Here is a 21978-nt window from a genome sequence, read left to right on the forward strand (position 1 = left end):
CGATGTCTTCAACCACTACAAAATCCATTGATGTCAAAAAAAGCCTGGTTGAGGCGATTCTCGCCGGTCTGATCGCCCTGATCGTGTTCGGGCCGATCGTCGGCGTGGTACTCGACGGCTACAGCTTCAACCTCGAACCGACCCGCGTGGCGTGGATCATTGCCATCGTCATGGCCGGCCGTTTTGCCCTCAGTCTGTTCCTGCAAACCCCGAAGGGCCTGCGCATTCTCGACGGATTCGAGAGCACCGGTTCCGGCGTGCATGTGCTGCCCCCGGACTACAAATCGCGCCTGCGCTGGATCATCCCGCTGATGATCGCCGTCGCCGTGGCGTTGCCGTTCTTCTCCAACTCCTACCTGCTGGGCGTGGTCATCCTCGGACTGATCTACGTGCTGCTGGGTCTGGGCCTGAACATCGTGGTCGGTCTGGCCGGCCTGCTCGACCTGGGTTACGTGGCGTTCTACGCCATCGGCGCCTACGGTCTGGCGCTCGGTTATCAGTACCTCGGCCTGGGCTTCTGGACCGTGCTGCCGCTGGCGGCGATCACTGCCGGGCTGGCCGGTTGCATCCTCGGTTTCCCGGTGCTGCGCCTGCACGGCGACTACCTGGCGATCGTGACCCTGGGCTTCGGTGAAATCATTCGTCTGGTGCTCAACAACTGGCTGTCCCTGACCGGCGGCCCGAACGGTATGCCGGCGCCACTGCCGACCTTCTTCGGTCTGGAGTTCGGCAAGCGTGCGAAGGATGGCGGGGTACCGTTTCACGAGTTCTTTGGCATCGCCTACAACCCGGACGTGAAGTATTACTTCATCTATGCGGTGCTGTTCCTGGTGGTACTGGCCGTGCTGTACATCAAGCATCGCCTGGTGAAGATGCCGGTCGGCCGCGCCTGGGAAGCCCTGCGTGAAGACGAAATCGCCTGCCGCTCGATGGGCCTCAACCACGTGCTGGTCAAGCTCTCGGCGTTCACCATCGGTGCGTCCACGGCGGGTCTGGCGGGTGTGTTCTTCGCCACCTATCAAGGTTTCGTCAACCCGACCTCGTTCACCTTCTTCGAATCGGCATTGATCCTCGCCATCGTGGTACTCGGCGGTATGGGCTCGACCATCGGTGTGGTGATCGCAGCGTTCGTGCTGACCGTCGCTCCGGAACTGCTGCGCGGCTTCGCCGAATACCGCGTGCTGCTGTTCGGGATCCTGATGGTGTTGATGATGATCTGGCGACCTCGCGGGCTGATCCGCATCAGCCGTACCGGGGTCACTCCACGCAAAGGTGCCATTCACTATGAGAGGACTGCGCCATGAGTGAAGTCGTACTCTCTGTTGAAAAACTGATGATGCACTTCGGTGGCATCAAGGCCTTGAGCGATGTCAGCCTGAAGGTCAAGCGCAACTCGATCTTCGCCCTGATCGGCCCCAACGGCGCCGGCAAGACCACGGTGTTCAACTGCCTGACCGGGTTCTACAAGGCTTCCGGCGGCAAGATCGAACTCAACGTGCGCGGCCAGCAGACCAACGTCATCCAGCTGCTGGGCGAGTCGTTCAAGCCGACCGACTTCGTCTCGCCGAAAAACTTCGCCAGCCGTCTGTATTACAAGATGTTCGGCGGCACCCACCTGGTGAACCGCGCGGGCCTGGCCCGGACGTTCCAGAACATTCGCCTGTTCAAGGAAATGTCGGTGCTGGAAAACCTGCTGGTGGCCCAGCACATGTGGGTCAACCGCAACATGCTGGCCGGCATCCTCAACACCAAGGGCTATCGCAAGGCTGAAAGCGACGCGCTGGACTGCGCGTTCTACTGGCTGGAAGTGGTGGATCTGGTGGACTGCGCCAACCGTCTGGCCGGTGAGCTTTCCTACGGCCAGCAACGCCGTCTGGAAATCGCCCGGGCCATGTGCACGCGGCCGCAGATCATCTGCCTCGACGAACCGGCCGCCGGCCTCAACCCTCAGGAAACCGAAGCGCTGAGCGCGATGATCCGGCTGCTGCGCGACGAGCACGATCTGACCGTGGTGCTGATCGAACACGACATGGGCATGGTAATGAGCATTTCCGATCACATCGTGGTGCTGGACCACGGCATCGTCATCGCCGAGGGCGGTCCGGATGCCATTCGAAACGATCCGAAAGTGATCGCTGCCTACCTGGGCGCCGACGAAGAGGAAGTCGTATGACGCAACCCATCCTCGAACTCAAGGATCTGGACGTGTTCTACGGCCCGATCCAGGCCCTCAAAGGCGTTTCACTGCAGATCAACGAAGGGGAAACCGTCAGCCTGATCGGCTCCAACGGGGCCGGCAAATCCACCCTGCTGATGTCGATCTTCGGCCAGCCACGGGCGGCGGGCGGGCAGATCCTCTATCAGGGCGTGGACATTACCCACAAGTCATCTCACTACATCGCTTCCAACGGCATTGCGCAATCGCCGGAAGGGCGGCGGGTGTTCCCCGACATGACCGTCGAGGAAAACCTGCTGATGGGCACCATTCCGATCGGCGACAAGTACGCCAAGGAAGACATGCAGCGCATGTTCGAGCTGTTCCCGCGGCTCGAAGAGCGCCGCACGCAGCGGGCGATGACCATGTCCGGAGGCGAGCAGCAAATGCTCGCCATCGCCCGGGCGCTGATGAGCCGGCCCAAGCTGTTGCTGCTGGATGAACCAAGCCTGGGGCTGGCGCCGATCGTGGTGAAACAGATCTTCGCCACCCTGCGGGAACTGGCGAAAACCGGCATGACCATTTTCCTCGTCGAGCAGAACGCCAACCATGCGTTGAAACTGTCCGACCGGGCGTACGTGATGGTCAACGGCGAGATCCGCCTGACGGGCACCGGCCAGGAATTGCTGGTGAACGAGGAAGTGCGCAACGCTTACCTCGGCGGTCACTGATCGTTTGAAGTTGTCCACAAGCCCCGATGCGTGAGTGTCGGGGTTTTTTTTCTGCGTCTGCTCATTCACTGAAAACCACGACTTTCGGGAAATTGTGGAAAACAAAATCGCCAACCTGCCAAAGCGCGACATAAAGCCGCTGCAAATGGCTGTTTTTCCACAGTTTTGACTTGTCCCCGTTTGCTGTGGAGCTGGCTGTGAATAACGTGGGTGTAGCTGGCTGGAAGCCTTTGAATCCGTGGCTTGCAGCGCTGTGGTTGTTTTTTGAACAGTGTGTTTTTGCTGAGGGGAAGGCCTGTTTGTCAACCTTTTTATGGGGGCGCAAAACAGCGCTGATGGCTGTGGTCAATCCTGTGGATAAGTCTGTGACTAAACTCTGGAAAGACTCGGCTAAGGGCCGTAATTGCTGGCCTCGCGCAATCATGGCCATGACCGGTCGGTCGTGCAAAATGCCCTGCCCGGCACAATTGGTTGTTCAGGGTCAAGCAAAAAACTTTCTGAATCGCTCGCAAAGCCTTGTGTGGCGCGGCTTTGCGCTTTTCCACTTGCCCCCGGAAACTGTGGAAGGGCTTGTGGATAACGTGCGTGCACATGGCTACAGGCCACGGCGCATATGGCGTAGCGGCCGTTGATCAATTAATGAGCAGGATTCGGTGGTTGCCGGTTAAAGCGGGGCCGGGCATGCTGCCCGCTGATTTTCTATTCCAATGGCTGCCCCGGCGGCCGAAGCAAGGAGAACACGATGTCCAACACCCTGTTTATCACCGGCGCGACCTCCGGTTTTGGTGAAGCCTGTGCCCGTCGTTTTGCCGAGGCCGGCTGGAAACTGGTGCTGACCGGTCGTCGTGAAGAACGCCTCAACGCGCTGTGCGCCGAACTGTCGAAGCAGACCGAAGTGCATGGCCTGGTGCTGGACGTGCGTGATCGCAAGGCGATGGAGGAGGCGATTGCCAACCTGCCGCCATCGTTCGCCAAGCTGCGCGGCCTGATCAACAACGCCGGCCTGGCGCTGGGCGTGGACCCTGCACCGAAGTGCGACCTCGACGATTGGGACACCATGGTCGACACCAACGTCAAAGGCCTGATGTACAGCACCCGTCTGCTGCTGCCACGCCTGATCGCCCACGGTCGCGGCGCCGGCATCGTCAACCTCGGCTCCATCGCCGGTAACTACCCGTACCCGGGCAGCCATGTCTATGGCGCTACCAAGGCGTTCGTCAAACAGTTCTCGCTGAACCTGCGCTGCGACCTGCAGGGCACCGGCGTGCGGGTCAGCAACATCGAGCCGGGCCTGTGCGAGAGCGAGTTCTCGCTGGTGCGTTTCGCCGGCGATCAGGCGCGTTACGACGCGACCTACGCCGGTGCCGATCCGATCCAGCCGCAGGACATCGCCGAGACGATCTTCTGGGTACTGAATGCGCCGGCGCACATCAACATCAACAGCCTTGAGCTGATGCCGGTGAGCCAGACCTGGGCCGGTTTTGCCATCGAGCGTAACAAGGCTTGATACGGTTTTGCCCTCTTTGCCAGTCTGCTGGCGAAGAGGGCAAATCGGCCAAATTCTGGCAGTAAGGTAGACTCACTCCTCAACGACCCCACCGCACCCTGCGGTTTTCAAGGTTTTCGAGGAGTCAAAGTGAGTAACCGAGGTGAGCAGTCGCTGCTCAAACAATCGACCATCCTGATGTTGGCCGTGTCGATCGCCGGGATCGCCACCGGTTTTGTTTCGGGTTCCCAATCCATCCTGTTCGATGGCTTTTTTTCGCTGATCGCAACCTTCATCAAAGTCCTGATGCTGATCACCGCGAAGCTGATCGCCAAGCAAAGCAACCAACGTTTCCAGTTCGGCTTCTGGCACCTGGAGCCGATGGTGCTGCTGATCGAGGGCAGTTTTCTGTTGTTGATCGCGATCTACGCGTTTCTCAACGGTGTGTTCGGCATCATCAACGGCGGTCGTGAGATCGAACTGGGGCTGGTGATCATCTACGCGGCGGTGTTCACCGTTGTCGAGTTCGCCTACTTCTTCTACGTGCGCCACCGTAATCGCAAGCTCAAGTCGAGCCTGATCCAGTTCGACAACATCAGCTGGCTGGTGGACGCGATGCTGTCGGTGGGCCTGTTGATCAGTTTCCTCGCGGCGCTGCTGCTCAAGTCTCAGGGGTATGGCGAGTGGGCGAAGTTCGTCGACCCGCTGATTCTCATCGTGCTGGCCCTGACCATGCTGCCGCCGGCCTTCAAGATCCTCGGCCCGGCGCTGCGGGACGTGCTCGGCATTGCGCCGGACACGCTGGACGATCAGGTGCGCCAGGTGATGGACGCGGCCAAGATTGAGCATGGTTTCGACGATTACGTGTCCTACGTGCAGAAACACGGGCGGGCGCGGTTCATCGAAATTCATGTGGTATTGCCGGCGGATTACCGGCTGCAGAGCGTCGGTCAGCTGGACGTGCTGCGTGAGGAGATTTCCGCGAAGCTGGGCAAGCCGGACGCGGCGCGCTGGCTGACCATCAGTTTCACTGGCGACCGGAAGTGGATTGCCTGATGTTTGCGGCGAGGGAGCCTGCTCCCTCGCCACAGCTGTCAGCTCAGATAGTCGGCGATGCCGCGATAGCAGGTCGCCAGGTGATACGGCGTGGTCGACGGCATGTCCTTGCGGCTGACCTCGCCCTGATCGTCACGGCATTCGTGCCAGCCGCCGGCATGCAGGAAGCGCTGTTGCAGCGCCTGCAACTGGCGCAGCACCGCGCTTTCACTGCCCGGACGCAAGGTCAGGGCGCGCAGGTATTCGGCCTGTGCCCAGATGCGCTGGGTCGAATCCTTCCCGTGTCCTTGCGGATCGAGCATGGCCAGCACCGCACCGGTGTCGGCTTCTACGCCCTGTTGTTCGGTGAAGGCAACCGCACGATCCAGTGCCGCGTGCAGCTTCGACCCGCGCAACAGCGGTGAGGATTCGAGCAGGAAATACCATTCGAACTGATGCCCCGGTTCAAACCAGTTATCCACAGCCCCCAGCGGCTTTTCCATCAACACGCCTTGTTGCGGTTCGATGAAGCACCTGTGCATGGCTGTGCATAACTCGCTCAGCGCCTGCCGGGTCTGGGGATCTTCGCGCACGGCCAACGTGGCCAGGAAGGCTTCGGCCAGGTGCATCAGCGGGTTTTGCAACGGGCCGGTTTCCAGCGTGACCCAGTCGCGGTCGAGGCAGGCTTCGTAGAGGCCGTCACCGGTGGCGAAACGTCGGCCGATGACTTCCAGCGCGGCATTCAGGGTCGATTCGACCAAGGGCTCGCGGGACTTTTCCCAGTAATGCGCGCAGGCAAACAGGATGAAGGCGTGGGTGTAGAGATCCTTGCGCTTATCCAGCGGTTTGCCCTGCGGATCGATGCTGTAGAACCAGCCGCCGTGCTCGGCATCGTGGAAGTGCCGTTGCAGGGAACGGAACAACGCAGCCGCGCGGACTTCGGCGTTATCCACAACCCCGATCAGGCTTGAGAACAAGTACAGCTGCCGTGCGCAGGCCATCGCCCGGTAGCGCTGTGGTGGCAGCGGCTGATGTGCAGCGTCCAGCGCCTCATAAGGCAACGCCATGTCGGCGTTCCAGCCCGGCCCTTGCCAGAGGGGCACGATCACGTCGAGAAAGTGCTGTTGCACTTCACCGAACAGGGCGGTCAGTTCAGGCAGGGAGGTGGAGCGGGAGGCGTGGGGCATGGGCGGACGTCGTCACGGCAGGGGCGATTGCGCGACATGGTAGCAGAGAGTGGCGATCGATCGTTCCCGCGCCATACGCGGGAACGATCAGAGGTACAATTCAGCCGGCCAGCAACCACGCGCCCGTCACCGCCGAAGCGGCGCCGGCCAGTCGCACCAGCGGCGCGGCCGCCTGAGGCAGAAAACGCACGACCGCATAACCCGCCGCATGCAGCGCAGCCGTTGCGACCACGAATCCGGCGGCATACGCCCATGGGCTCGACATGTCCGGCAACTCCAGACCATGGGCCACGCCATGGAACAGCGCAAACAGTGCCGTCGCCGCCACCGCCATCACCAACGGCGGACGCACCGCCAGTGCCACCGCCAGGCCCAGCGCCAGCACCGAGGCGGCAATCCCGCTTTCCAGCGCCGGCAGCTCCAGCCCTTCAAAACCGAGCAAACCGCCGATCAGCATGGTGCCGACAAAGGTGCACGGCAGCGCCCAGCGCGCGGCGCCTTGCTGCTGCGCAGCCCACAGACCGACGGCCACCATCGCCAGCAAATGGTCGAGACCGCCGATCGGGTGGCTGATGCCGGCCACCAGGCCAGAGTCGCCGTGGCCAGGGTGAGCGAAGGCCAGGGCCGGGGTCAGCAGCAGCGCGACGGCGCCGAGAATGCGTTTGAGTGTCATGGATAAGCTTCCTTGTTGATCAGTGAATCAGGCTGCGGTCAGCAGGCCCTGGCGTTCGATGAAGGCAATTATGTCTTCCAGGCCCTGACCGGTTTTCTGGTTGCTGAACACGAACGGCTTGCCGTTGCGCATGCGTTGGGTGTCGCTGTTCATCATCTCCAGCGAGGCGCCGACCAGCGGCGCAAGGTCGATCTTGTTGATCACCAGCAGGTCGGATTTGCAAATGCCGGGCCCGCCCTTGCGCGGCAGCTTGTCGCCGGCCGACACGTCGATCACGTAGATGGTCAGGTCAGACAGTTCCGGGCTAAAGGTCGCGGACAGGTTGTCGCCGCCGGACTCCACCAGAATCAGGTCCAGCCCCGGAAAACGCCGGTTCAGTTGATCCACCGCTTCGAGGTTGATCGAAGCGTCTTCGCGGATCGCGGTGTGCGGGCAGCCGCCGGTTTCCACGCCGATGATGCGTTCTGGCGCCAGCGCTTCGTTGCGCACCAGAAAGTCGGCGTCTTCGCGGGTGTAGATGTCGTTGGTGACTACGGCCAGGTTGTAGCGTTCGCGCAGCGCCAGGCACAGGGCCAGGGTCAACGCGGTTTTCCCGGAACCGACCGGGCCGCCGATGCCGACGCGCAGGGGTTGTGTGTTCATGTGATTCTCCAGATAAAAGGCCCTAGGAACGGAACAGGCGGCTGTACTGGCGCTCATGGGCCATGCACGCCAGGGACAGACCGAACACGGCGCTGCCGAGGTGTTCGGGATTGATTCGGGTGGCATCCTGCTGCGCCTGTTGCAGCAGCGGCAGCAGTTCGCTGGTCAGGCGCTGGGCGGCTTGCTGGCCCAGCGGCAAGGTTTTCATCAGCACCGCGAGCTGGTTTTCCAGCCAGCTCCACAGCCACGCGGCGAGGGCGTCCTGCGGGCTGATCTGCCAGGCGCGCGCGGCCAGTGCCCAGCACAGGGCCAGATGCGGCTCGGCGCATTGTTCGAGAAAATCCCGCGCGGGCTGATCGAGTTCGGGCAGGCCGTTGAGCAATTGCTGCAACGAATAGCCCATCTGCCGGCTCTCTAGATGCAGCTCGCGGGTTTCGCGGCTGGCGCGATGGCTTTCGCAGAGCTTGCGCAATTCATCCCAGTTTTCATCCGCTGCGGCTTGGCAATGGGCAAGCAACATGGGCGCCTCGAACCGCGCTAGGTTGAGCAGCAATTGATCGCTGATCCAGCGGCGGGCGCTGTCCGGGCTGTCGACGCGACCGTTATCCACCGCCATTTCCAGGCCCTGGGAATAGCTGTAGCCGCCAATCGGCAATTGCGGACTGGCCAGGCGCAGCAGCGCCCAGGCCGGGTTCACAGACGGACGCCGAACTGATGGAGTTTCGGCGCGTAGTTGAAGTCTTCGTCACCGTGCCGCGAATGATGATGGCCGCCCCCGTAGGCGCCGTGTTCCGGCTGGAACGGCGCTTCGATCGATTCCACGGCGGCGCCGAGCTGTTCGAGCATCGCCTTGAGCACGTAATCGTCGAGCAGTCGCAACCAGCCGTCACCGACTTGCAGCGCCACATGGCGGTTGCCCAGGTGATAGGCCGCACGGGTCAGTTCAAAGGCGTTGGCGCAGGTGACGTGCAGCAATTGTTCGGGGCGGGCGCAGACTCGGACGATCCGGCCATCTTCGGCTTGCAGGCATTCGCCGTCATATAGCGGCGGTTGACCGCGCTCCAGAAACAGTCCGACGTCCTCGCCTTCGGCACTGAAACAGCGCAAGCGGCTTTTGCTCCTGGCTTCAAAGGTCAGGTGCAACTCGGCGGCCCAGACGGGGTGGGGCTCGATTCTGCGATGAATCACCAGCATCGGAAAGCTTCCAGCAATGGACAATGCTCAGGCTAGAGCAAGGGGCTTGCCAATCGGACGAAGCGTAGGAAAACCCTGTCGGAGCCTAGTGGATGTTTCAAGATGTTGCAGGATTGTGGGGTGTTTTGGTGCATGAAGTTTTTTTCATGCACCAATTTGCAGCGCAAAAAAAATCGCAGCTCCAGGCTGCGATTTTTTGCTTTCTCACTCGGTACTGCCGAGCCCTTGCCAGTGCTTCAACCCGATAAAGATGAAGCGCAACTGCTGGGTGATCTTCGCCTGGGGCGTCAGATGCTCGGGCAGGGCTTCGGCGGGCGGGTCGATGATGTCCGGCAGGGTGGCGAACACCGATTTGACAATCAGGTCGGCCATTACGCTCAGGCCTTCGCGATTGAGGTGCTGGAGCTTGGGCATCAAGGCCAGATCCGCCGCCAGGTCGGAGCTGATGTCCTCCCGCAAACGGCCAATGGCCTGACGCACCGGCAACGATCCACCGTACTGCTCGCGGGCCAGAAACAGGAATTGCGAACGGTTGGCGCTGACCACGTCGAGGAAAATCCGCACCGACGCATCGATGATGCCGCCCATGACGAATTCGTTGTGGCGTACCAGGCGGATGGTTTCGCGGAAGGTCTGGCCGACTTCGCTGACCAGTACCAGGCCGAGTTCGTCCATGTCGGCGAAATGCCGGTAGAAACCGGTGGGCACGATGCCGGCGGTTTTCGTCACTTCACGCAGGCTCAGGCTGCCGAATCCTCGGCCGCTTTCCATCAAGTGGCGGGCAGCGTCCATCAGGGCGTTGCGGGTCTGTTGTTTCTGTTCGGCGCGGGGCAGCATCGCAAGGGTGTGTTCTTAGGCAAGACAAGCGCCGCACTCTAGCAAATCGGCTTTGTCGGCGTCGAACGGCAGCGGGGGAGATGGAGCAGGGAAATCGCGACTTCTTTATACAGGCTGCTGAAAAGTCAAAAGCCCAATCCGGGGATTGGGCTTTTTTTCCAGGCCGCCATGGGCTTAGCTCAAAGCGCTGTTGCGTTCGATCACACGGTCACCACCACCTTCGGCCAGCGTTTGACCTTGTGGGGTGCGATCGGAACCGTCGGCTGCCAGGGTTTGGCCCTGTGGAGTGCGATCGGAACCGTCAGATGCCAGGGTTTGGCCTTGTGGGGTGCGTTCAGAACCGTCAGATGCCAGGGTTTGACCTTGTGGAGTGCGGTCCGAACCGTCTTGAACCAGACCTTTCTGTTCCAGACGATCACGGCCGCCTTCAGCTACGGTTTGACCTTGTGGGGTTTTGTCATAGCCATCTTGAACCAGACCTTTTTCTTCCAGACGGTTACGACCGTTTTCAGCCAGGGTCTGGCCTTGTGGAGTGCGGTCCGAGCCATCAGCGGCAACAGTCTGGCTGAACACCGAGTGGCTGGTTTTGACTTGCGGAGTCGCTTGATCGGCAGCTGGCAGGGCGAAAGCGGTGCTGGCCAGCATCGAGAGGGTAAGACTGAACAGAAGTTGGCGTTTCATGATGGGTTGCTCCTTGGGAGGGCGATAAAGTGGGTACGAGGGCAATGCTACTCTCGATAAGTCGATATAAAAGTTCATAAACACAATGGTAATAATCAACAGAATTGATTGTTCGCTTGAGAGGCTCTAGCTCGGGCGTTTCAGGCGGGCGGTTTTGCACTGCGGTGGGTATTTTCCACCCACTCGCGCCCCGCAAAAGTGCGGGTCCGGTAACGCCAATTCGACCGATCGGTCAGAATGGCGACCGTTTTTTCCCCTCGCTGGGGCTTTGGATTAAACCTGCGGGCTGTTTGTCAGTCACAGATTTCATGAGGGCCATCACGGCCCGTCGTTTCAGCTGCGTCGTGCCAATGGATGCAGTCGTCTTCAGGAGCTTTGTGCAATGACGCGCACGCGTAAAATCTTCGCCTGGACCTTCGCCACCCTCGTGCTGTTACTGGCAGTGCTGGTATTGATCATCGTGTTCTTCGACTGGAACCGCATCAAACCGCCGCTCAACGCCAAAGTCTCGGAAGAACTGCATCGACCGTTCGCCATCAACGGCAACCTGTCGGTGGTCTGGCGGCGTGAGCTCGACGAGGGCGGCTGGCGCGCCTGGGTGCCGTGGCCGCATGTGGTTGCCGAAGACCTGACGCTGGGCAATCCCGACTGGTCGAAGCAACCGCAGATGGTCACCCTCAAACGGGTCGAGCTGCGCATTTCGCCACTGGCCTTGCTGGCGCAACGGGTCGCGATCCCGCGCATCGACCTGACCGAACCCAACGCGCAACTGCAGCGTTTGGCCGACGGCCGCGCCAACTGGACCTTCAAGTTCGATCCCAAGGACCCGAATGCCGAGCCCTCGAACTGGGTGGTCGACATCGGCGCCATCGGTTTCGACAAGGGCCACGTCACCCTCGATGATCAGACCCTCAAGACCAACCTCGACCTGTTGATCGATCCGCTGGGCAAGCCGATTCCGTTCAGCGACATCGTCGGCGACAAAGCCGCAAAAACCGCGCAGGACAAGGGCGGCGCACCGCAGGATTACGCCTTCGGCCTGAAAGTCACCGGCCAGTATCACGGCCAGAAACTCGCCGGCCAGGGCAAGATCGGTGGCTTGCTGGCTCTGCAGGACGCGAGCAAACCGTTCCCGTTGCAGGCCCAGGCGAAGATCGGCGATACCAGCGTCGAACTCGCCGGCACCCTGACCGATCCGCTGAATCTCGGCGCCCTCGATCTGCGCCTGAAACTGGCCGGCGCCAGCCTCGGCAACCTGTATCCGCTGACCGGCGTGACCCTGCCGGACACCCCGCCGTACGCCACCGACGGCCATTTGATCGCCAAGCTGCATGAGCCGGGCGGCGCGCAGTTCCGCTACGAACAGTTCAACGGCAAGATCGGCAGCAGCGACATCCATGGCGATTTGGCCTACGTCGCCAGTCAGCCACGGCCCAAGCTGAGTGGCGCGCTGCTGTCCAATCAATTGTTGTTTGCCGACCTCGCGCCGCTGATCGGTGCCGATTCCAATGCCAAGCAGAAGGCCCGTGGCGGCGAGAGCAAGCAGCCGGCGGACAAGGTGTTGCCGGTGGAAGAGTTCAAGACCGAGCGCTGGCGCGACATGGACGCCGACGTCGAATTCACCGGCAAACGCATCGTCCACAGCGAAGAACTGCCGTTCACCGACCTCTATACCCACCTCAAACTCAACGACGGCGAGCTGAGTCTGGAGCCGCTGCGCTTCGGCGTGGCCGGTGGCAACCTCGATGCGCAGATTCGCCTCAACGGTCGCACCGAACCGCTGGAGGGCCGGGCCAAATTGACCGCGCGCAAGTTCAAGCTCAAACAGCTGTTCCCGACCTTCGAACCGATGAAGACCAGTTTCGGCGAGCTCAACGGTGATGCCGATATCGCCGGTCGCGGCAACTCGGTGGCCAAACTGTTGGGCGGTGCCAACGGCAACCTGAAGATGCTGATCAACGACGGCGCGATCAGTCGCGAGTTGATGGAGCTGGCCGGGCTCAACGTCGGCAACTACGTGGTCGGCAAGATCTTTGGCGACAAGGAAGTGAAGATCAACTGCGCGGCGGCGGACTTCGACATCAAGACTGGCCTGGCGAACACGCGGCTGTTTGTGTTCGATACCGAGAACGCAATCATCTACATCGACGGCACGGCGAACATGGCCACCGAGCAACTGGACCTGACGGTGACGCCGGAATCCAAGGGCTGGCGCCTGATTTCCCTGCGCTCGCCGTTGTATGTACGGGGCAAGTTCATCAAGCCGGATGCCGGGGTGAAAGCGGTGCCGCTGATGTTGCGCGGGGCGGGGATGGTGGCCTTGGGCGTGATCGCTGCGCCGGCGGCAGGGTTGCTGGCGCTGGTGGCGCCGAGTGGTGGCGAGCCTAACCAGTGCGCGCCGCTGCTGGAGCAGATGAAGGCGGGCAAGGCGCCGGTGACTGTCAAACCTACCAAGTAATCGCAGCAACCCGATCATTCCCACGTCGAGGCGTCGAACCGTCTGCGTGGGAACGTCGCCATGGTCGCTCTGCGTCCGCTCTTGGGACGCGGAGCGTCCCGGGATGCATTCCCACGCGGAGCGTGGGAACGATCGGTCAGCGGGGGGAGCGGGGATTAGAGGTCCTTCAGAATATCCGCCATGTCATCCGCATGCTCTTCTTCCTGAGCCAGGATGTCTTCAAAGATCCGGCGGGTGGTCGGATCCTTGTCACCGATGTACTGGATGATCTCGCGGTAGCTGTCGATGGCGATCCGCTCGGCCACCAGGTCTTCGTAGACCATTTCCTTCAAGGTGTTGCCGGCCACGTATTGCGCGTGGGACATCTTCGACAGCAGGTCAGGGTTGAACTCGGGCTCGCCGCCCAGTTGCACGATGCGCTCGGCCAGACGGTCGGCGTGTTCGGCTTCCTGAGTGGCGTGCTCGAGAAACTCGTCGGCGGCGACGTTGGCTTTCAGGCCGTTGGCCATGAAGTAGTGGCGCTTGTAGCGCAAGACGCAGACCAGTTCGGTGGCCAGCGATTCGTTGAGCAGGCGCAGCACTTCTTCACGGTTGGCGCTGTAGCTTTCGGTCACTGCGCCGTTTTCCACGTGCTGGCGTGCGCGCTCGCGCAGGGTTTGAACATCAGACAATTGCAGGTCACTCATTTCAGTCTCCTGGAGGCTAATCCGATTGGCGTCACGTTCTGCTGACGTGATCGTTACCTGGTTGTGAGTGATGAACGTTGCAAAAAGTTTTGTCGGATTCAGCGCGGGGCATGCCCGGAGAGCTGCGCCTCTTCGCGCAGCCAGGCAAAAAACGCCTTTACCGGCGTATGCCGCTCGCGGCCCGGTACACAAAGCGCGCTGTAACCGGCGCCGTCGACCTGGACTTCGTCCTTGTACGGCACCAGCAGACCGCTGGCGACGCTTTGCGACACCAGGATGTTGCTCGCCAGCACCAGCCCCTGTCCGGCAATGGCCGCTTGCAGGGCGTAATGCTCTTCGTCGTATTCGCGGACGGCCGGGTGCTGATTCAGCCAGTTCTCGCCTGACTGCGCGCACCAAGCCTCCCAGCCGTGGGCGTAGAGCTTCGAATTGTGCCAATGCACGCTGATCAGTGCCGGGGTGCGACGGGCGGCCAGCGCCACCTGCTCCGGCGAGCCGTACACGCCGAACGATTCATCGAACAGGCACAACCCATAGAGGTTCGGGTAATCGTCGAGGCTGTAGCGCAACACCAGATCGACGCTGGCGTCCTGGTGCAGATCGATCACCTCGCAGTGGGTGTCCAGACGCACATTTATGTTCGGATGCTTCGCGTAAAAACGCCCCAGGCGCGGCACCAGCCACAGCGCGGCAAATGCAGCGGTGGTCGACAGCGTCAGGCTGCTGCCACTGCGTTGCGGGCGCAGGGTGTCGACGCTTTGCGCCACCTCCAGAAATGCGCCGTGCAAGCTGCGAAACAGCCGCTCGCCACCCTCGGTCAGGCGCACCTGACGCGGCAGGCGTTCGAACAGCGCCACGCCGAGCCAGTCCTCCAGCGAGCGGATCTGATGGGAAATCGCCGTCGGCGTCACCGCCAGTTCTTCAGCGGCCGCCTTGAAACTCAGCAGGCGGGAGGCGGATTCGAACGCGCGCAGGGCGGTCAGCGGCAATGAAGCGAACATGGAAACTCCACGGATGAAATCAATTCATCCCGACTGATTTTTGCTCATTTGAGGCGATGACGTGGGTGCTGCAATCTGGCGCCACACCGTCACTCAAGTCTAGTCCCAAGGAGATTCAGATGAGCAAGATTCTTGTGATCCATGCCAGCCCTCGCGGTGAGCGTTCCCATTCGCGGCGTCTGGCAGAAACCTTTCTCAGTGCCTGGCAAGTCCGTCATCCACAGGCTCAGGTCACTCGCCGTGAAGTCGGCCGGGCGTTGATTCCGGCGGTGAACGAGGCGTTTGTCGCGGCGGCGTTTTATCCGGATCCCGAGGCTCGGCCGCTGACGATGCAGGCCGATCTGGCGCTCAGCGATCAACTGGTGGGCGAGTTGTTCGATCACGACCTGCTGCTGATTTCCACGCCGATGTACAACTTCAACGTGCCCAGCGGCCTCAAGGCCTGGGTCGATCAGATCGTGCGGTTGGGTCTGACGTTCGACCATACGCTGGACAACGGCATCGCCCAATACACGCCGCTGCTGCACGGCAAAAAGGCGCTGATCGTCACCAGTCGCGGCGGTTTCGGTTTCGGCCCGGGCGGTGAGCTGGAGGCGCTTAACCACGCCGACCCTTGGTTGCGCACCGCGCTTGGCTTCATCGGCATCAACGATGTCACGGTGGTCGCCGCCGAGGGCGAGGAATCCGCCGAGCGCACCTTCGCGGTGTCGGTGGCCGAGGCCGAGCAGCGCTTGCTCGACCTCGCCCGGGAGCTCTAGGTGGCCTGGCTGTTTCTGCTGATCGCAGCGGGGTTCGAGGTCACCTTCGCCATGGGCATGAAGTACGCCGAGGGTTTCACCCGGCTCTGGCCGTCGCTGATTACCGTGGTCGCGGCGGTGGGCGGGGTGTACTTCCTGACCTTGGCGATGCGCGAGTTGCCGGTGAGCATCGCCTACCCGATCTGGACCGCCATCGGTTCGCTTGGCACGGTGTTTCTCGGATTCGCCCTGCTGGGCGAGAGCCTGACGCTGGTGAAGTTGCTGTCCGTGGGGCTGATTGTGGCGGGGGTGGTGGGGCTGAAGTAGGCTGGTCGTGGAGTTGTCATCATCGAGGCGGATGCTTGGCGGGCGTTTTGCACGCCCTGCATCCACTCACCGACCACAAGGATGTTTGCCCATGTCGCAAGATTCGGCCACACGTTATCCACTGGTGCTGGTGCCGGGAATGCTCGGTTTCATCCGTCTGGTGCTGTACCCGTACTGGTACGGAATCATCAAAGCGTTGCGCCGGGGTGGTGCGACGGTGATTGCGGTGCAGGTGTCGCCGCTCAACTCCACCGAAGTGCGCGGCGAGCAGTTGCTGACGCGCATCAATGAAATCCTGCGCGAGACCGGCGCCGCCAAGGTCAATCTGTTCGGCCATAGCCAGGGTTCGCTGACGGCACGTTACGCGGCGGCCAAGCGACCGGATCTGGTGGCGTCGGTGACGTCGGTTGCCGGGCCCAATCACGGTTCGGAACTGGCCGACTATCTGGCGAAACACTATCCGGCGGACAGCGCCAAGGGCCGAATCCTCGAGGCGCTGTTGCGTTTTGTCGGCTGGCTGATGGCGCTGCTGGAGACCGGCTACCACGGGCCGAAACTGCCGGTGGATATCCACGCTTCGCACCATTCCCTGACCACTGAAGGCGTGGCACTGTTCAACCAGCGTTATCCACAGGGCCTGCCCGAAACCTGGGGCGGGCACGGGCCGGAAGAGGTCAATGGCGTGCGTTATTACTCGTGGTCCGGCACCTTGCAGCCGGGCAAGACCGATCGCGGCGGCAACCTGTTCGACGGCACCAACCGCAGTTGCCGGTTGTTTGCCAAAACCTTCGTGCGCGAGCCGGGGCAGTGCGACGGCATGGTCGGACGCTACAGCTCGCACCTGGGCACGGTCATCGGCGATGACTACCCGATGGATCACTTCGACATCGTCAACCAGTCACTGGGACTGGTCGGCAAAGGGGCGGATCCGGTGCGGCTGTTCGTCGAGCATGCGGCGCGATTGAAAGCCGCCGGGGTCTAGGCGGCGCTCGGGGTGCGGGAGCGACCGAGGGCGGTGGTCCAGCGCTCGGAAAGAATCACCCCGCCCAGCGTCAGCAAGCCACCGACCAGGTGATACATCGCCAGTTGTTCCTTCAGTACCACTGCGGCAATCAGCGCGGTGATCAGCGGCAGCAGGTTGAAGAACAGCGTGGTCCGGCTCGGGCCCAGACGCTGCACGGCCTGCATCCACGCCAGCGGCGCAAGCATCGAGGCCAGCAGGCACGCGTACAGCACCAGCGGAATGTTCTGCAGGGTCAGGCCGATTTTCGGTGAAGTCGCGTACAGCGGAAACAACACCACCACCGCCACCAGCACCTGCAAGTACAGCAACACCAATGGCGGCAGGCGCAGCTGCCATTTTTTCAGCAGGGTGCTGTAGATCGCGTAGGCGAGGGTGGCGATCAGCATCATTGCGTCACCCAGGTTCACCCCGTGTTGCAGCAGCGCGCCTAGGCTGCCGGACGACACCACCACCAGCACGCCGGCGAACGATAGCACCGCACCGACCAGCGCACCGGCGGTCAGGCGCTGGCCGAGGCTGATGATCGCCATGGCCAGCGACATCAGCGGCATCAACGACAGGATGATGCCCATGTTGGTGGCGCTGGTCATGGTTGCGGCGAAGTAGGCCAGGCTCTGATAGACCGCCATGCCGAGCACGCCGAGGATGAAAATCTTGCCCAGATTCGGGCGGATCTGCGGCCAGTGCGCGATCACCTTTTTGAGCATGAACGGCGTGAACAGCAGGCCGGCGAGCAGCCAGCGGTAGAAGCCGATCTCGGCGGGAAAGATCGCACCGACCGCAAGCTTGTTGATCACGGTGTTGCCGGCCCAGATGAAAATCGCCAGCAGGGGAAACGCGTATTGCATGGGAGGAGAAACCAGTACGTTGATGAACGGTGATTATCCCCTGTCTGGATGCAGGCCTATACTGCGAACCGGACAACCCGCCCCTGATTCCGGACAGCATGAACAGTAAACACATCGATCTGCTGGATTTCAGCGAACTGCCGTCGGCGGTGTATTTCCGCTATGCCGACTTCAACGCCCACGAATACGCCGCGCCGCACCGCCATCCGTGGGGCACGCTGGAGTACGCGGCCCACGGCGTGCTGCACATGGATGTCGACGGCAGCCGCTTCATGTCGCCGCCGCAATACGCGGTGTGGGTGCCGCCGCAGGTCGAGCACAGTTTCTACAGTCATCAGCCGGTCAACTATCGGGCTGTGTGTCTGGCGCCGGATGTCTGTTCCGATTTGCCGACGCAGGCCTGCACTCTGGCGATCAGCGACATTCTCAAGGCGATCCTCAAGGACTTTGCCGCCCGTGATGTGAAGATCCCGGCGTTCGAAGCCGACCAGCGCCTGGCCCAGGTGCTGGTGGATCAATTGCGCCAGGCGCCGGTTCACCAATGCTATTTGCCTTACGCCAGCAGCCCCGGTTTGCTGACCATTCTCGAAACCCTGCAGGCCGAGCCCGGCAACAATCAGCCGCTGGCGCACTGGGCGGCGCAGGTGCATGTCAGCGAGCGCACTCTGGCCCGGCAATTCGTGCGGGAATTGGGGATGAGTTTTGGCGAATGGCGCCAGCGGCTGCGCTATCTCGCGGCCATAGAGGCGCTGGAGTCGGCGCGCAGCGTGCAGGAAATCGCTTTCGATCTCGGCTACAGCAGCGGCTCGGCCTTCATCGCCATGTTCGCCCGGCAGGCCGGATGTACCCCCGAACAATACCGGCGCAGCCACCTTGAAGGCAGGAAGGTGTAACAAGTTTTGACTACACTCAGCCGGAGGCCGCCTCCATCGAGGCGGCGCCAAGGAGAAAACTCCATGAAGATGCTGCGTGTCCCTTTGTTGATGATCGGTCTGCTGCTGTGCTCCCAGGGTTTCGCCGCCACGGCGCAACAGAACAAAATGACCACCTGCAACGCCGACGCCACGGCCAAGAGCCTCAAGGGCGACGAGCGCAAAGCCTTCATGAGCACCTGCCTCAAGGCAACCCCGGCAGCAAACGACGCCAAGGCCCTGACCCCGCAGCAACAGAAAATGAAAACCTGCAACGCCGATGCGGCCACCAAGGCGCTGACGGGTGATGCGCGCAAGACCTTCATGAGTGATTGCCTGAAGAAAAAATAAAGCGGGTTTGAGTGGTGACTGGCAGATGTGTCCGGCTTGGGATCCAGGCCCTCACCCTAACCCTCTCCCAGAGGGAGAGGGGACTGACCGCGTTGTTTCCAGGCATTCTTCGACCTGAAACATCCGGTCGATTATGGATTCGATACAGAGCTTTCAGGTCGCCGGATCACCCGAGCATCCCGCAATCAGTTCCCTCTCCTTCCGGGAGAGGGCTAGGGTGAGGGGTGGTTCTCAAGCCGAGCCCCAAACCTACAAACACCGCATATCCCTAGTGCTCCCCAAGGATCGCTGGCAGACTGCCAATCCTTTTACGCCGTTCGTTTTGAGGCTGTATGCCAACGTTTTCTGAGCGTCATGTAGTGTTCTGGGTCAGTTGCATCATCATTTTCGGCGGTCTGTTGCTGGTGTTGCCATTGCGTCTGCTGCCCAGCCTGCTGGCCGGGTTGCTGGTGTTCGAACTGGTCAACATGCTCACCCCGCAACTGCAACGGCTGATCGAAGGTCGCCGTGCGCGGTGGCTGGCGGTGGCGCTGCTGGGCACGCTGGTAGTGAGTGTGCTGGCGTTGATCTTTGCCGGGGCCATCAGTTTCCTGTTGCACGAGGCGGAAAACCCCGGCGCTTCCCTCGATAAATTCATGGGCGTGGTCGACCGCGCGCGCGGGCAGCTGCCGCCGTTTCTCGACAGCTACCTGCCGGCCAGTGCCGCCGAATTCCGGGTGGCCATCGGTGAATGGGCGAGCAAGCATTTGTCCGACCTGCAACTGGTGGGCAAGGACGCGGCGCACATGTTCGTGACGCTGCTGATCGGCATGGTGCTGGGCGCGATCATCGCCTTGCAGCGGGTGCCGGACGTCACCAAGCGTAAACCGCTGGCGGCTGCACTGTTCGACCGTCTGCACTTGCTGGTTCAGGCGTTTCGCAACATCGTCTTCGCGCAGATCAAGATTTCCCTGCTCAACACCTTCTTCACCGGGATCTTCCTGGCGGTGATCCTGCCGATGTTCGGGATCAAGCTGCCGCTGACCAAGACCCTGATCGTGCTGACCTTCCTGCTCGGTCTGCTGCCGGTGATCGGCAATCTGATGTCGAACACGCTGATCACCATCGTCGGCCTGTCGCTGTCGATCTGGGTGGCGATTGCGGCGCTGGGCTATCTGATCTTTATCCACAAGCTCGAATACTTTCTCAACGCGCGCATCGTCGGCGGGCAGATCAGTGCCAAGTCCTGGGAGTTGCTGCTGGCAATGCTGGTGTTCGAGGCCGCGTTCGGCTTGCCGGGGGTAGTGGCGGGGCCGATTTATTACGCGTATCTGAAGAGTGAGCTGAAGCTGGGCGGGATGGTTTAAAAGCAGCTGCGAGTTTTGAGCTGCAAGCCGCAAGAAAAAGGCAAGAGCGGTGGTCGCTCTTGCCTTTGCTTTTACTTGTAGCTTGAAGCTTGCAACTTGAGGCTGGCGTTAAACGCCGTAGCGCTTCATGGCTTCAATCGCCAGACCGCTACCGATACTGCCAAAGATATTCCCTTCCACATGCCGCGCGTTCGGCAGCATCGCCGAGACGCTGTTGCGCAGTGCCGGAATACCGCTGGAACCGCCAGTGAAGAACACCGTATCAACCTGACCCACCGCCACGTTGGCGTCTGCCAGCAACTGGGTGACGCTGCCGCGCACGCGCTCGAGCTGCGACTCGATGGCCGACTCGAACAGCGCCCGGGTCAGTTCCACGCTCAGGCCCGGCTCGATGCGATCCAGCGGCACATGACGGCTGTCGTTGTGGGTCAGGTGGATCTTGGTTTCTTCCACTTCCATCGCCAGCCAGTGCCCGGCGCGCTGTTCGATCAGCTTGAACAGACGGTCGATGCCGCCGGTGTCTTCGATGTCGTAGCGCATGCTGCCCAGGGCCAGGGTCGATTTCTGCGAGTACACCGAGTTGATGGTATGCCAGGTCGCCAGGTTCATGTGGTGGCTGGTCGGCATGAACGCGCCGCTTTTCATGCGGCTGCCGTAGCCGAACAGCGGCATCAGGCCTTGCAGGCTCAATTGTTTGTCGAAGTCGGTCCCGCCGATGTGCACGCCGCCTGTGGCGAGGATGTCGTCGTGACGGTTATCCACACCACGACGCTCTGGCGACAGGCGCACCAGCGAGAAGTCTGACGTACCGCCGCCGATGTCGACGATCAGCACCAGTTCTTCCTTTTCGATGGTCGACTCGTAGTCGAAGGCTGCGGCAATCGGCTCGTACTGGAACGACACGTCCTTGAAACCGAGTTTGCGCGCCACTTCCACCAGGGTGTCTTCGGCTTCCTGGTCGGCCAGCGGATCGTCGTCGACGAAGAACACCGGGCGGCCCAGCACCACTTGCTCGAACTCACGACCGGCGGCAGTTTCCGCGCGGCTCTTGAGCTGGCCGATGAACAGCCCGAGCAGGTCCTTGAACGGCATCGCGGTGCCGAGGACGCTGGTGTCGTGCTTGATCAGCTTGGAACCGAGCAGGCTCTTGAGCGAGCGCATCAGCCGGCCTTCATAGCCTTCCAGGTACTCGTGCAGCGCCAGACGGCCGTAAACCGGGCGGCGCTCTTCGATGTTGAAAAAGACCACCGACGGCAGGGTGATCTTGTCGTCTTCCAGCGCGATCATCGTTTCCATGCCGGGGCGCAGCCAGCCGACGGTGGAGTTGGACGTGCCGAAGTCGATGCCGCAGGCACGGGCTGGAGAGGCGTCTTTCATGGTCTTTCGGTTCCGGTCAAAAAAACGGCCGCGCAGTGTATGTCAGTGCGCGACAGATTCGAAGGCCGGTCATCTGCTATTTCACGACTAAGCTTGCTTGAAACTCGGCGCTTTGCCCCAAACTTGCTGGCATGGGCCGGCAGAAATACCGGCGGTCGCAAGAACCGCCGTCCACTGCCGATAAACTTCTGCTGCGCCACCCGGTCACAAACTTGAGATCGGTCAACCCGGCACGCGCGAATAGGCGCATGCTGGGATCGGCGCGAAATCGATAACGGATGGTGATTCCTT

General features: G+C 61.5%; 24 protein-coding genes. 12 read left to right on the top strand and 12 right to left on the bottom strand.

Translation table 11 applies throughout. The features are described from left to right. Nucleotides 1–2: 2 nt before the first annotated feature. Genes livM through EIY71_RS10405 form a run of 3 tightly spaced genes read left to right on the top strand, consistent with a single transcriptional unit; the run spans nucleotide 3 to nucleotide 2886 of the window. Nucleotides 3–1304, top strand: a complete 1302-nt coding sequence (gene livM, locus EIY71_RS10395) for a high-affinity branched-chain amino acid ABC transporter permease LivM (protein ID WP_085746519.1) — start codon at nucleotides 3–5, stop codon at nucleotides 1302–1304. Beyond that, nucleotides 1301–2173 (top strand): ATP-binding cassette domain-containing protein, encoded by an 873-nt coding sequence (locus EIY71_RS10400; protein WP_007950657.1) that lies wholly within the window; start codon nucleotides 1301–1303, stop codon nucleotides 2171–2173. Before livM ends, EIY71_RS10400 begins: the two co-directional genes overlap by 4 nt. Beyond that, entirely contained in the window at nucleotides 2170–2886 is a 717-nt protein-coding gene (locus tag EIY71_RS10405) for an ABC transporter ATP-binding protein (RefSeq protein WP_102716973.1), read from the top strand. The genes EIY71_RS10400 and EIY71_RS10405 overlap by 4 nt, the downstream gene beginning before the upstream one ends. Nucleotides 2887–2947: 61 nt before the next feature. Here the strand turns inward: EIY71_RS10405 and EIY71_RS28540 are convergent, their stop codons facing one another. Further along, nucleotides 2948–3316, bottom strand: coding sequence for a hypothetical protein (locus EIY71_RS28540; protein ID WP_166673420.1), 369 nt, complete (start codon nucleotides 3314–3316; stop codon nucleotides 2948–2950). A gap of 312 nt (nucleotides 3317–3628) precedes the next feature. Here EIY71_RS28540 and EIY71_RS10415 point away from each other — a divergent pair, with 312 nt between their 5' ends. Beyond that, nucleotides 3629–4393 (top strand): SDR family oxidoreductase, encoded by a 765-nt coding sequence (locus tag EIY71_RS10415; RefSeq protein WP_134021635.1) that lies wholly within the window; start codon nucleotides 3629–3631, stop codon nucleotides 4391–4393. A 129-nt stretch (nucleotides 4394–4522) separates the two neighbouring features. Next, a complete protein-coding gene (locus tag EIY71_RS10420; RefSeq protein ID WP_134021637.1) occupies nucleotides 4523–5428 on the top strand; it encodes a cation diffusion facilitator family transporter in 906 nt (301 codons plus the stop codon). A 38-nt stretch (nucleotides 5429–5466) separates the two neighbouring features. On the opposite strand, the gene EIY71_RS10425 is transcribed toward EIY71_RS10420, so the two are convergent. From EIY71_RS10425 to EIY71_RS10455, 7 genes are all read right to left on the bottom strand, one after another. Continuing rightward, entirely contained in the window at nucleotides 5467–6594 is a 1128-nt protein-coding gene (locus EIY71_RS10425; RefSeq protein ID WP_134021639.1) for an AGE family epimerase/isomerase, read from the bottom strand. A 100-nt stretch (nucleotides 6595–6694) separates the two neighbouring features. Next, a complete protein-coding gene (locus tag EIY71_RS10430; protein ID WP_064379124.1) occupies nucleotides 6695–7267 on the bottom strand; it encodes a HupE/UreJ family protein in 573 nt (190 codons plus the stop codon). 27 nt (nucleotides 7268–7294) lie between these two features. Further along, complete coding sequence (ureG, locus tag EIY71_RS10435; RefSeq protein ID WP_007950645.1) at nucleotides 7295–7909, bottom strand: urease accessory protein UreG; 615 nt, start codon at nucleotides 7907–7909, stop codon at nucleotides 7295–7297. A gap of 22 nt (nucleotides 7910–7931) precedes the next feature. Next, nucleotides 7932–8606, bottom strand: a complete 675-nt coding sequence (locus tag EIY71_RS10440) for an urease accessory protein UreF (RefSeq protein ID WP_134021641.1) — start codon at nucleotides 8604–8606, stop codon at nucleotides 7932–7934. Then, nucleotides 8603–9103, bottom strand: a complete 501-nt coding sequence (gene ureE, locus EIY71_RS10445) for an urease accessory protein UreE (protein ID WP_129973467.1) — start codon at nucleotides 9101–9103, stop codon at nucleotides 8603–8605. The genes EIY71_RS10440 and ureE overlap by 4 nt, the downstream gene beginning before the upstream one ends. Nucleotides 9104–9307: 204 nt before the next feature. Continuing rightward, on the bottom strand, nucleotides 9308–9940 hold the full coding sequence (locus EIY71_RS10450; protein ID WP_007950628.1) for a TetR family transcriptional regulator: 633 nt from the start codon (nucleotides 9938–9940) through the stop codon (nucleotides 9308–9310). 174 nt (nucleotides 9941–10114) lie between these two features. After that, nucleotides 10115–10621, bottom strand: a complete 507-nt coding sequence (locus EIY71_RS10455; RefSeq protein WP_102688377.1) for a hypothetical protein — start codon at nucleotides 10619–10621, stop codon at nucleotides 10115–10117. Between the two features lie 382 nt (nucleotides 10622–11003). On the opposite strand from EIY71_RS10455, the gene EIY71_RS10460 reads away from it, so the two are divergent. After that, nucleotides 11004–13079 carry an AsmA family protein gene (locus tag EIY71_RS10460; RefSeq protein ID WP_102688376.1) on the top strand — a complete coding sequence of 692 codons (2076 nt, stop codon included), beginning with the start codon at nucleotides 11004–11006 and terminating at the stop codon, nucleotides 13077–13079. A 155-nt stretch (nucleotides 13080–13234) separates the two neighbouring features. Here the strand turns inward: EIY71_RS10460 and EIY71_RS10465 are convergent, their stop codons facing one another. Together EIY71_RS10465 and EIY71_RS10470 are read right to left on the bottom strand one after the other, a co-directional pair. Further along, entirely contained in the window at nucleotides 13235–13765 is a 531-nt protein-coding gene (locus tag EIY71_RS10465) for a bacterioferritin (RefSeq protein ID WP_085746527.1), read from the bottom strand. A 98-nt stretch (nucleotides 13766–13863) separates the two neighbouring features. Beyond that, nucleotides 13864–14766, bottom strand: a complete 903-nt coding sequence (locus EIY71_RS10470; protein ID WP_134021643.1) for a LysR substrate-binding domain-containing protein — start codon at nucleotides 14764–14766, stop codon at nucleotides 13864–13866. Nucleotides 14767–14885: 119 nt separating this feature from the next. Between EIY71_RS10470 and EIY71_RS10475 the strand changes: the two genes are divergently transcribed. From EIY71_RS10475 to EIY71_RS10485, 3 genes are all read left to right on the top strand, one after another. Continuing rightward, nucleotides 14886–15524, top strand: coding sequence for an FMN-dependent NADH-azoreductase (locus EIY71_RS10475; protein WP_085746529.1), 639 nt, complete (start codon nucleotides 14886–14888; stop codon nucleotides 15522–15524). Beyond that, the gene (locus EIY71_RS10480; protein ID WP_011332220.1) at nucleotides 15525–15830 is read left to right on the top strand and encodes a multidrug efflux SMR transporter; all 306 of its coding nucleotides are present in this window, start codon (nucleotides 15525–15527) and stop codon (nucleotides 15828–15830) included. It begins immediately after the preceding gene. Between the two features lie 91 nt (nucleotides 15831–15921). Beyond that, complete coding sequence (locus tag EIY71_RS10485) at nucleotides 15922–16812, top strand: triacylglycerol lipase (RefSeq protein WP_134021645.1); 891 nt, start codon at nucleotides 15922–15924, stop codon at nucleotides 16810–16812. On the opposite strand, the gene EIY71_RS10490 is transcribed toward EIY71_RS10485, so the two are convergent. Next, nucleotides 16809–17702: a DMT family transporter gene (locus EIY71_RS10490; RefSeq protein WP_134021647.1), complete on the bottom strand. Its 894-nt coding sequence runs from the start codon at nucleotides 17700–17702 to the stop codon at nucleotides 16809–16811. The two genes, EIY71_RS10485 and EIY71_RS10490, sit on opposite strands and share 4 nt — an antisense overlap. Before the next feature lie 98 nt (nucleotides 17703–17800). On the opposite strand from EIY71_RS10490, the gene EIY71_RS10495 reads away from it, so the two are divergent. The 3 genes from EIY71_RS10495 (at nucleotide 17801) to EIY71_RS10505 (ending at nucleotide 20310) form a co-directional block, all read left to right on the top strand. Then, a complete protein-coding gene (locus tag EIY71_RS10495; RefSeq protein ID WP_085746532.1) occupies nucleotides 17801–18595 on the top strand; it encodes a helix-turn-helix transcriptional regulator in 795 nt (264 codons plus the stop codon). 63 nt (nucleotides 18596–18658) lie between these two features. Further along, nucleotides 18659–18964, top strand: a complete 306-nt coding sequence (locus tag EIY71_RS10500) for a PsiF family protein (protein WP_085746533.1) — start codon at nucleotides 18659–18661, stop codon at nucleotides 18962–18964. 332 nt (nucleotides 18965–19296) lie between these two features. After that, complete coding sequence (locus EIY71_RS10505) at nucleotides 19297–20310, top strand: AI-2E family transporter (RefSeq protein ID WP_007950612.1); 1014 nt, start codon at nucleotides 19297–19299, stop codon at nucleotides 20308–20310. Nucleotides 20311–20418: 108 nt separating this feature from the next. On the opposite strand, the gene EIY71_RS10510 is transcribed toward EIY71_RS10505, so the two are convergent. Next, nucleotides 20419–21687: an Hsp70 family protein gene (locus EIY71_RS10510; protein ID WP_129973473.1), complete on the bottom strand. Its 1269-nt coding sequence runs from the start codon at nucleotides 21685–21687 to the stop codon at nucleotides 20419–20421. Nucleotides 21688–21978: the final 291 nt, after the last annotated feature.

Origin of the sequence: Pseudomonas sp. CH235 (assembly GCF_004368175.1) — a bacterium.
GTDB lineage: Bacteria > Pseudomonadota > Gammaproteobacteria > Pseudomonadales > Pseudomonadaceae > Aquipseudomonas > Aquipseudomonas paraglycinae.

What these genes read in the sequence shown, in the direction of transcription:
- EIY71_RS28540 (WP_166673420.1), bottom strand. Translation starts at nt 3,316, where the DNA reads ATGGCCATGATTGCGCGAGGCCAGCAATTACGGCCCTTAGCCGAGTCT.
- EIY71_RS10430 (WP_064379124.1), bottom strand. Translation starts at nt 7,267, where the DNA reads ATGACACTCAAACGCATTCTCGGCGCCGTCGCGCTGCTGCTGACCCCG.
- ureE (WP_129973467.1), bottom strand. Translation starts at nt 9,103, where the DNA reads ATGCTGGTGATTCATCGCAGAATCGAGCCCCACCCCGTCTGGGCCGCC.
- EIY71_RS10500 (WP_085746533.1), top strand. Translation starts at nt 18,659, where the DNA reads ATGAAGATGCTGCGTGTCCCTTTGTTGATGATCGGTCTGCTGCTGTGC.
- EIY71_RS10470 (WP_134021643.1), bottom strand. Translation starts at nt 14,766, where the DNA reads ATGTTCGCTTCATTGCCGCTGACCGCCCTGCGCGCGTTCGAATCCGCC.
- EIY71_RS10485 (WP_134021645.1), top strand. Translation starts at nt 15,922, where the DNA reads ATGTCGCAAGATTCGGCCACACGTTATCCACTGGTGCTGGTGCCGGGA.
- EIY71_RS10475 (WP_085746529.1), top strand. Translation starts at nt 14,886, where the DNA reads ATGAGCAAGATTCTTGTGATCCATGCCAGCCCTCGCGGTGAGCGTTCC.
- EIY71_RS10450 (WP_007950628.1), bottom strand. Translation starts at nt 9,940, where the DNA reads ATGCTGCCCCGCGCCGAACAGAAACAACAGACCCGCAACGCCCTGATG.
- EIY71_RS10405 (WP_102716973.1), top strand. Translation starts at nt 2,170, where the DNA reads ATGACGCAACCCATCCTCGAACTCAAGGATCTGGACGTGTTCTACGGC.
- EIY71_RS10505 (WP_007950612.1), top strand. Translation starts at nt 19,297, where the DNA reads ATGCCAACGTTTTCTGAGCGTCATGTAGTGTTCTGGGTCAGTTGCATC.
- EIY71_RS10510 (WP_129973473.1), bottom strand. Translation starts at nt 21,687, where the DNA reads ATGAAAGACGCCTCTCCAGCCCGTGCCTGCGGCATCGACTTCGGCACG.
- EIY71_RS10415 (WP_134021635.1), top strand. Translation starts at nt 3,629, where the DNA reads ATGTCCAACACCCTGTTTATCACCGGCGCGACCTCCGGTTTTGGTGAA.
- EIY71_RS10490 (WP_134021647.1), bottom strand. Translation starts at nt 17,702, where the DNA reads ATGCAATACGCGTTTCCCCTGCTGGCGATTTTCATCTGGGCCGGCAAC.
- EIY71_RS10460 (WP_102688376.1), top strand. Translation starts at nt 11,004, where the DNA reads ATGACGCGCACGCGTAAAATCTTCGCCTGGACCTTCGCCACCCTCGTG.
- livM (WP_085746519.1), top strand. Translation starts at nt 3, where the DNA reads ATGTCTTCAACCACTACAAAATCCATTGATGTCAAAAAAAGCCTGGTT.
- EIY71_RS10400 (WP_007950657.1), top strand. Translation starts at nt 1,301, where the DNA reads ATGAGTGAAGTCGTACTCTCTGTTGAAAAACTGATGATGCACTTCGGT.
- EIY71_RS10495 (WP_085746532.1), top strand. Translation starts at nt 17,801, where the DNA reads ATGAACAGTAAACACATCGATCTGCTGGATTTCAGCGAACTGCCGTCG.
- ureG (WP_007950645.1), bottom strand. Translation starts at nt 7,909, where the DNA reads ATGAACACACAACCCCTGCGCGTCGGCATCGGCGGCCCGGTCGGTTCC.
- EIY71_RS10425 (WP_134021639.1), bottom strand. Translation starts at nt 6,594, where the DNA reads ATGCCCCACGCCTCCCGCTCCACCTCCCTGCCTGAACTGACCGCCCTG.
- EIY71_RS10455 (WP_102688377.1), bottom strand. Translation starts at nt 10,621, where the DNA reads ATGAAACGCCAACTTCTGTTCAGTCTTACCCTCTCGATGCTGGCCAGC.
- EIY71_RS10465 (WP_085746527.1), bottom strand. Translation starts at nt 13,765, where the DNA reads ATGAGTGACCTGCAATTGTCTGATGTTCAAACCCTGCGCGAGCGCGCA.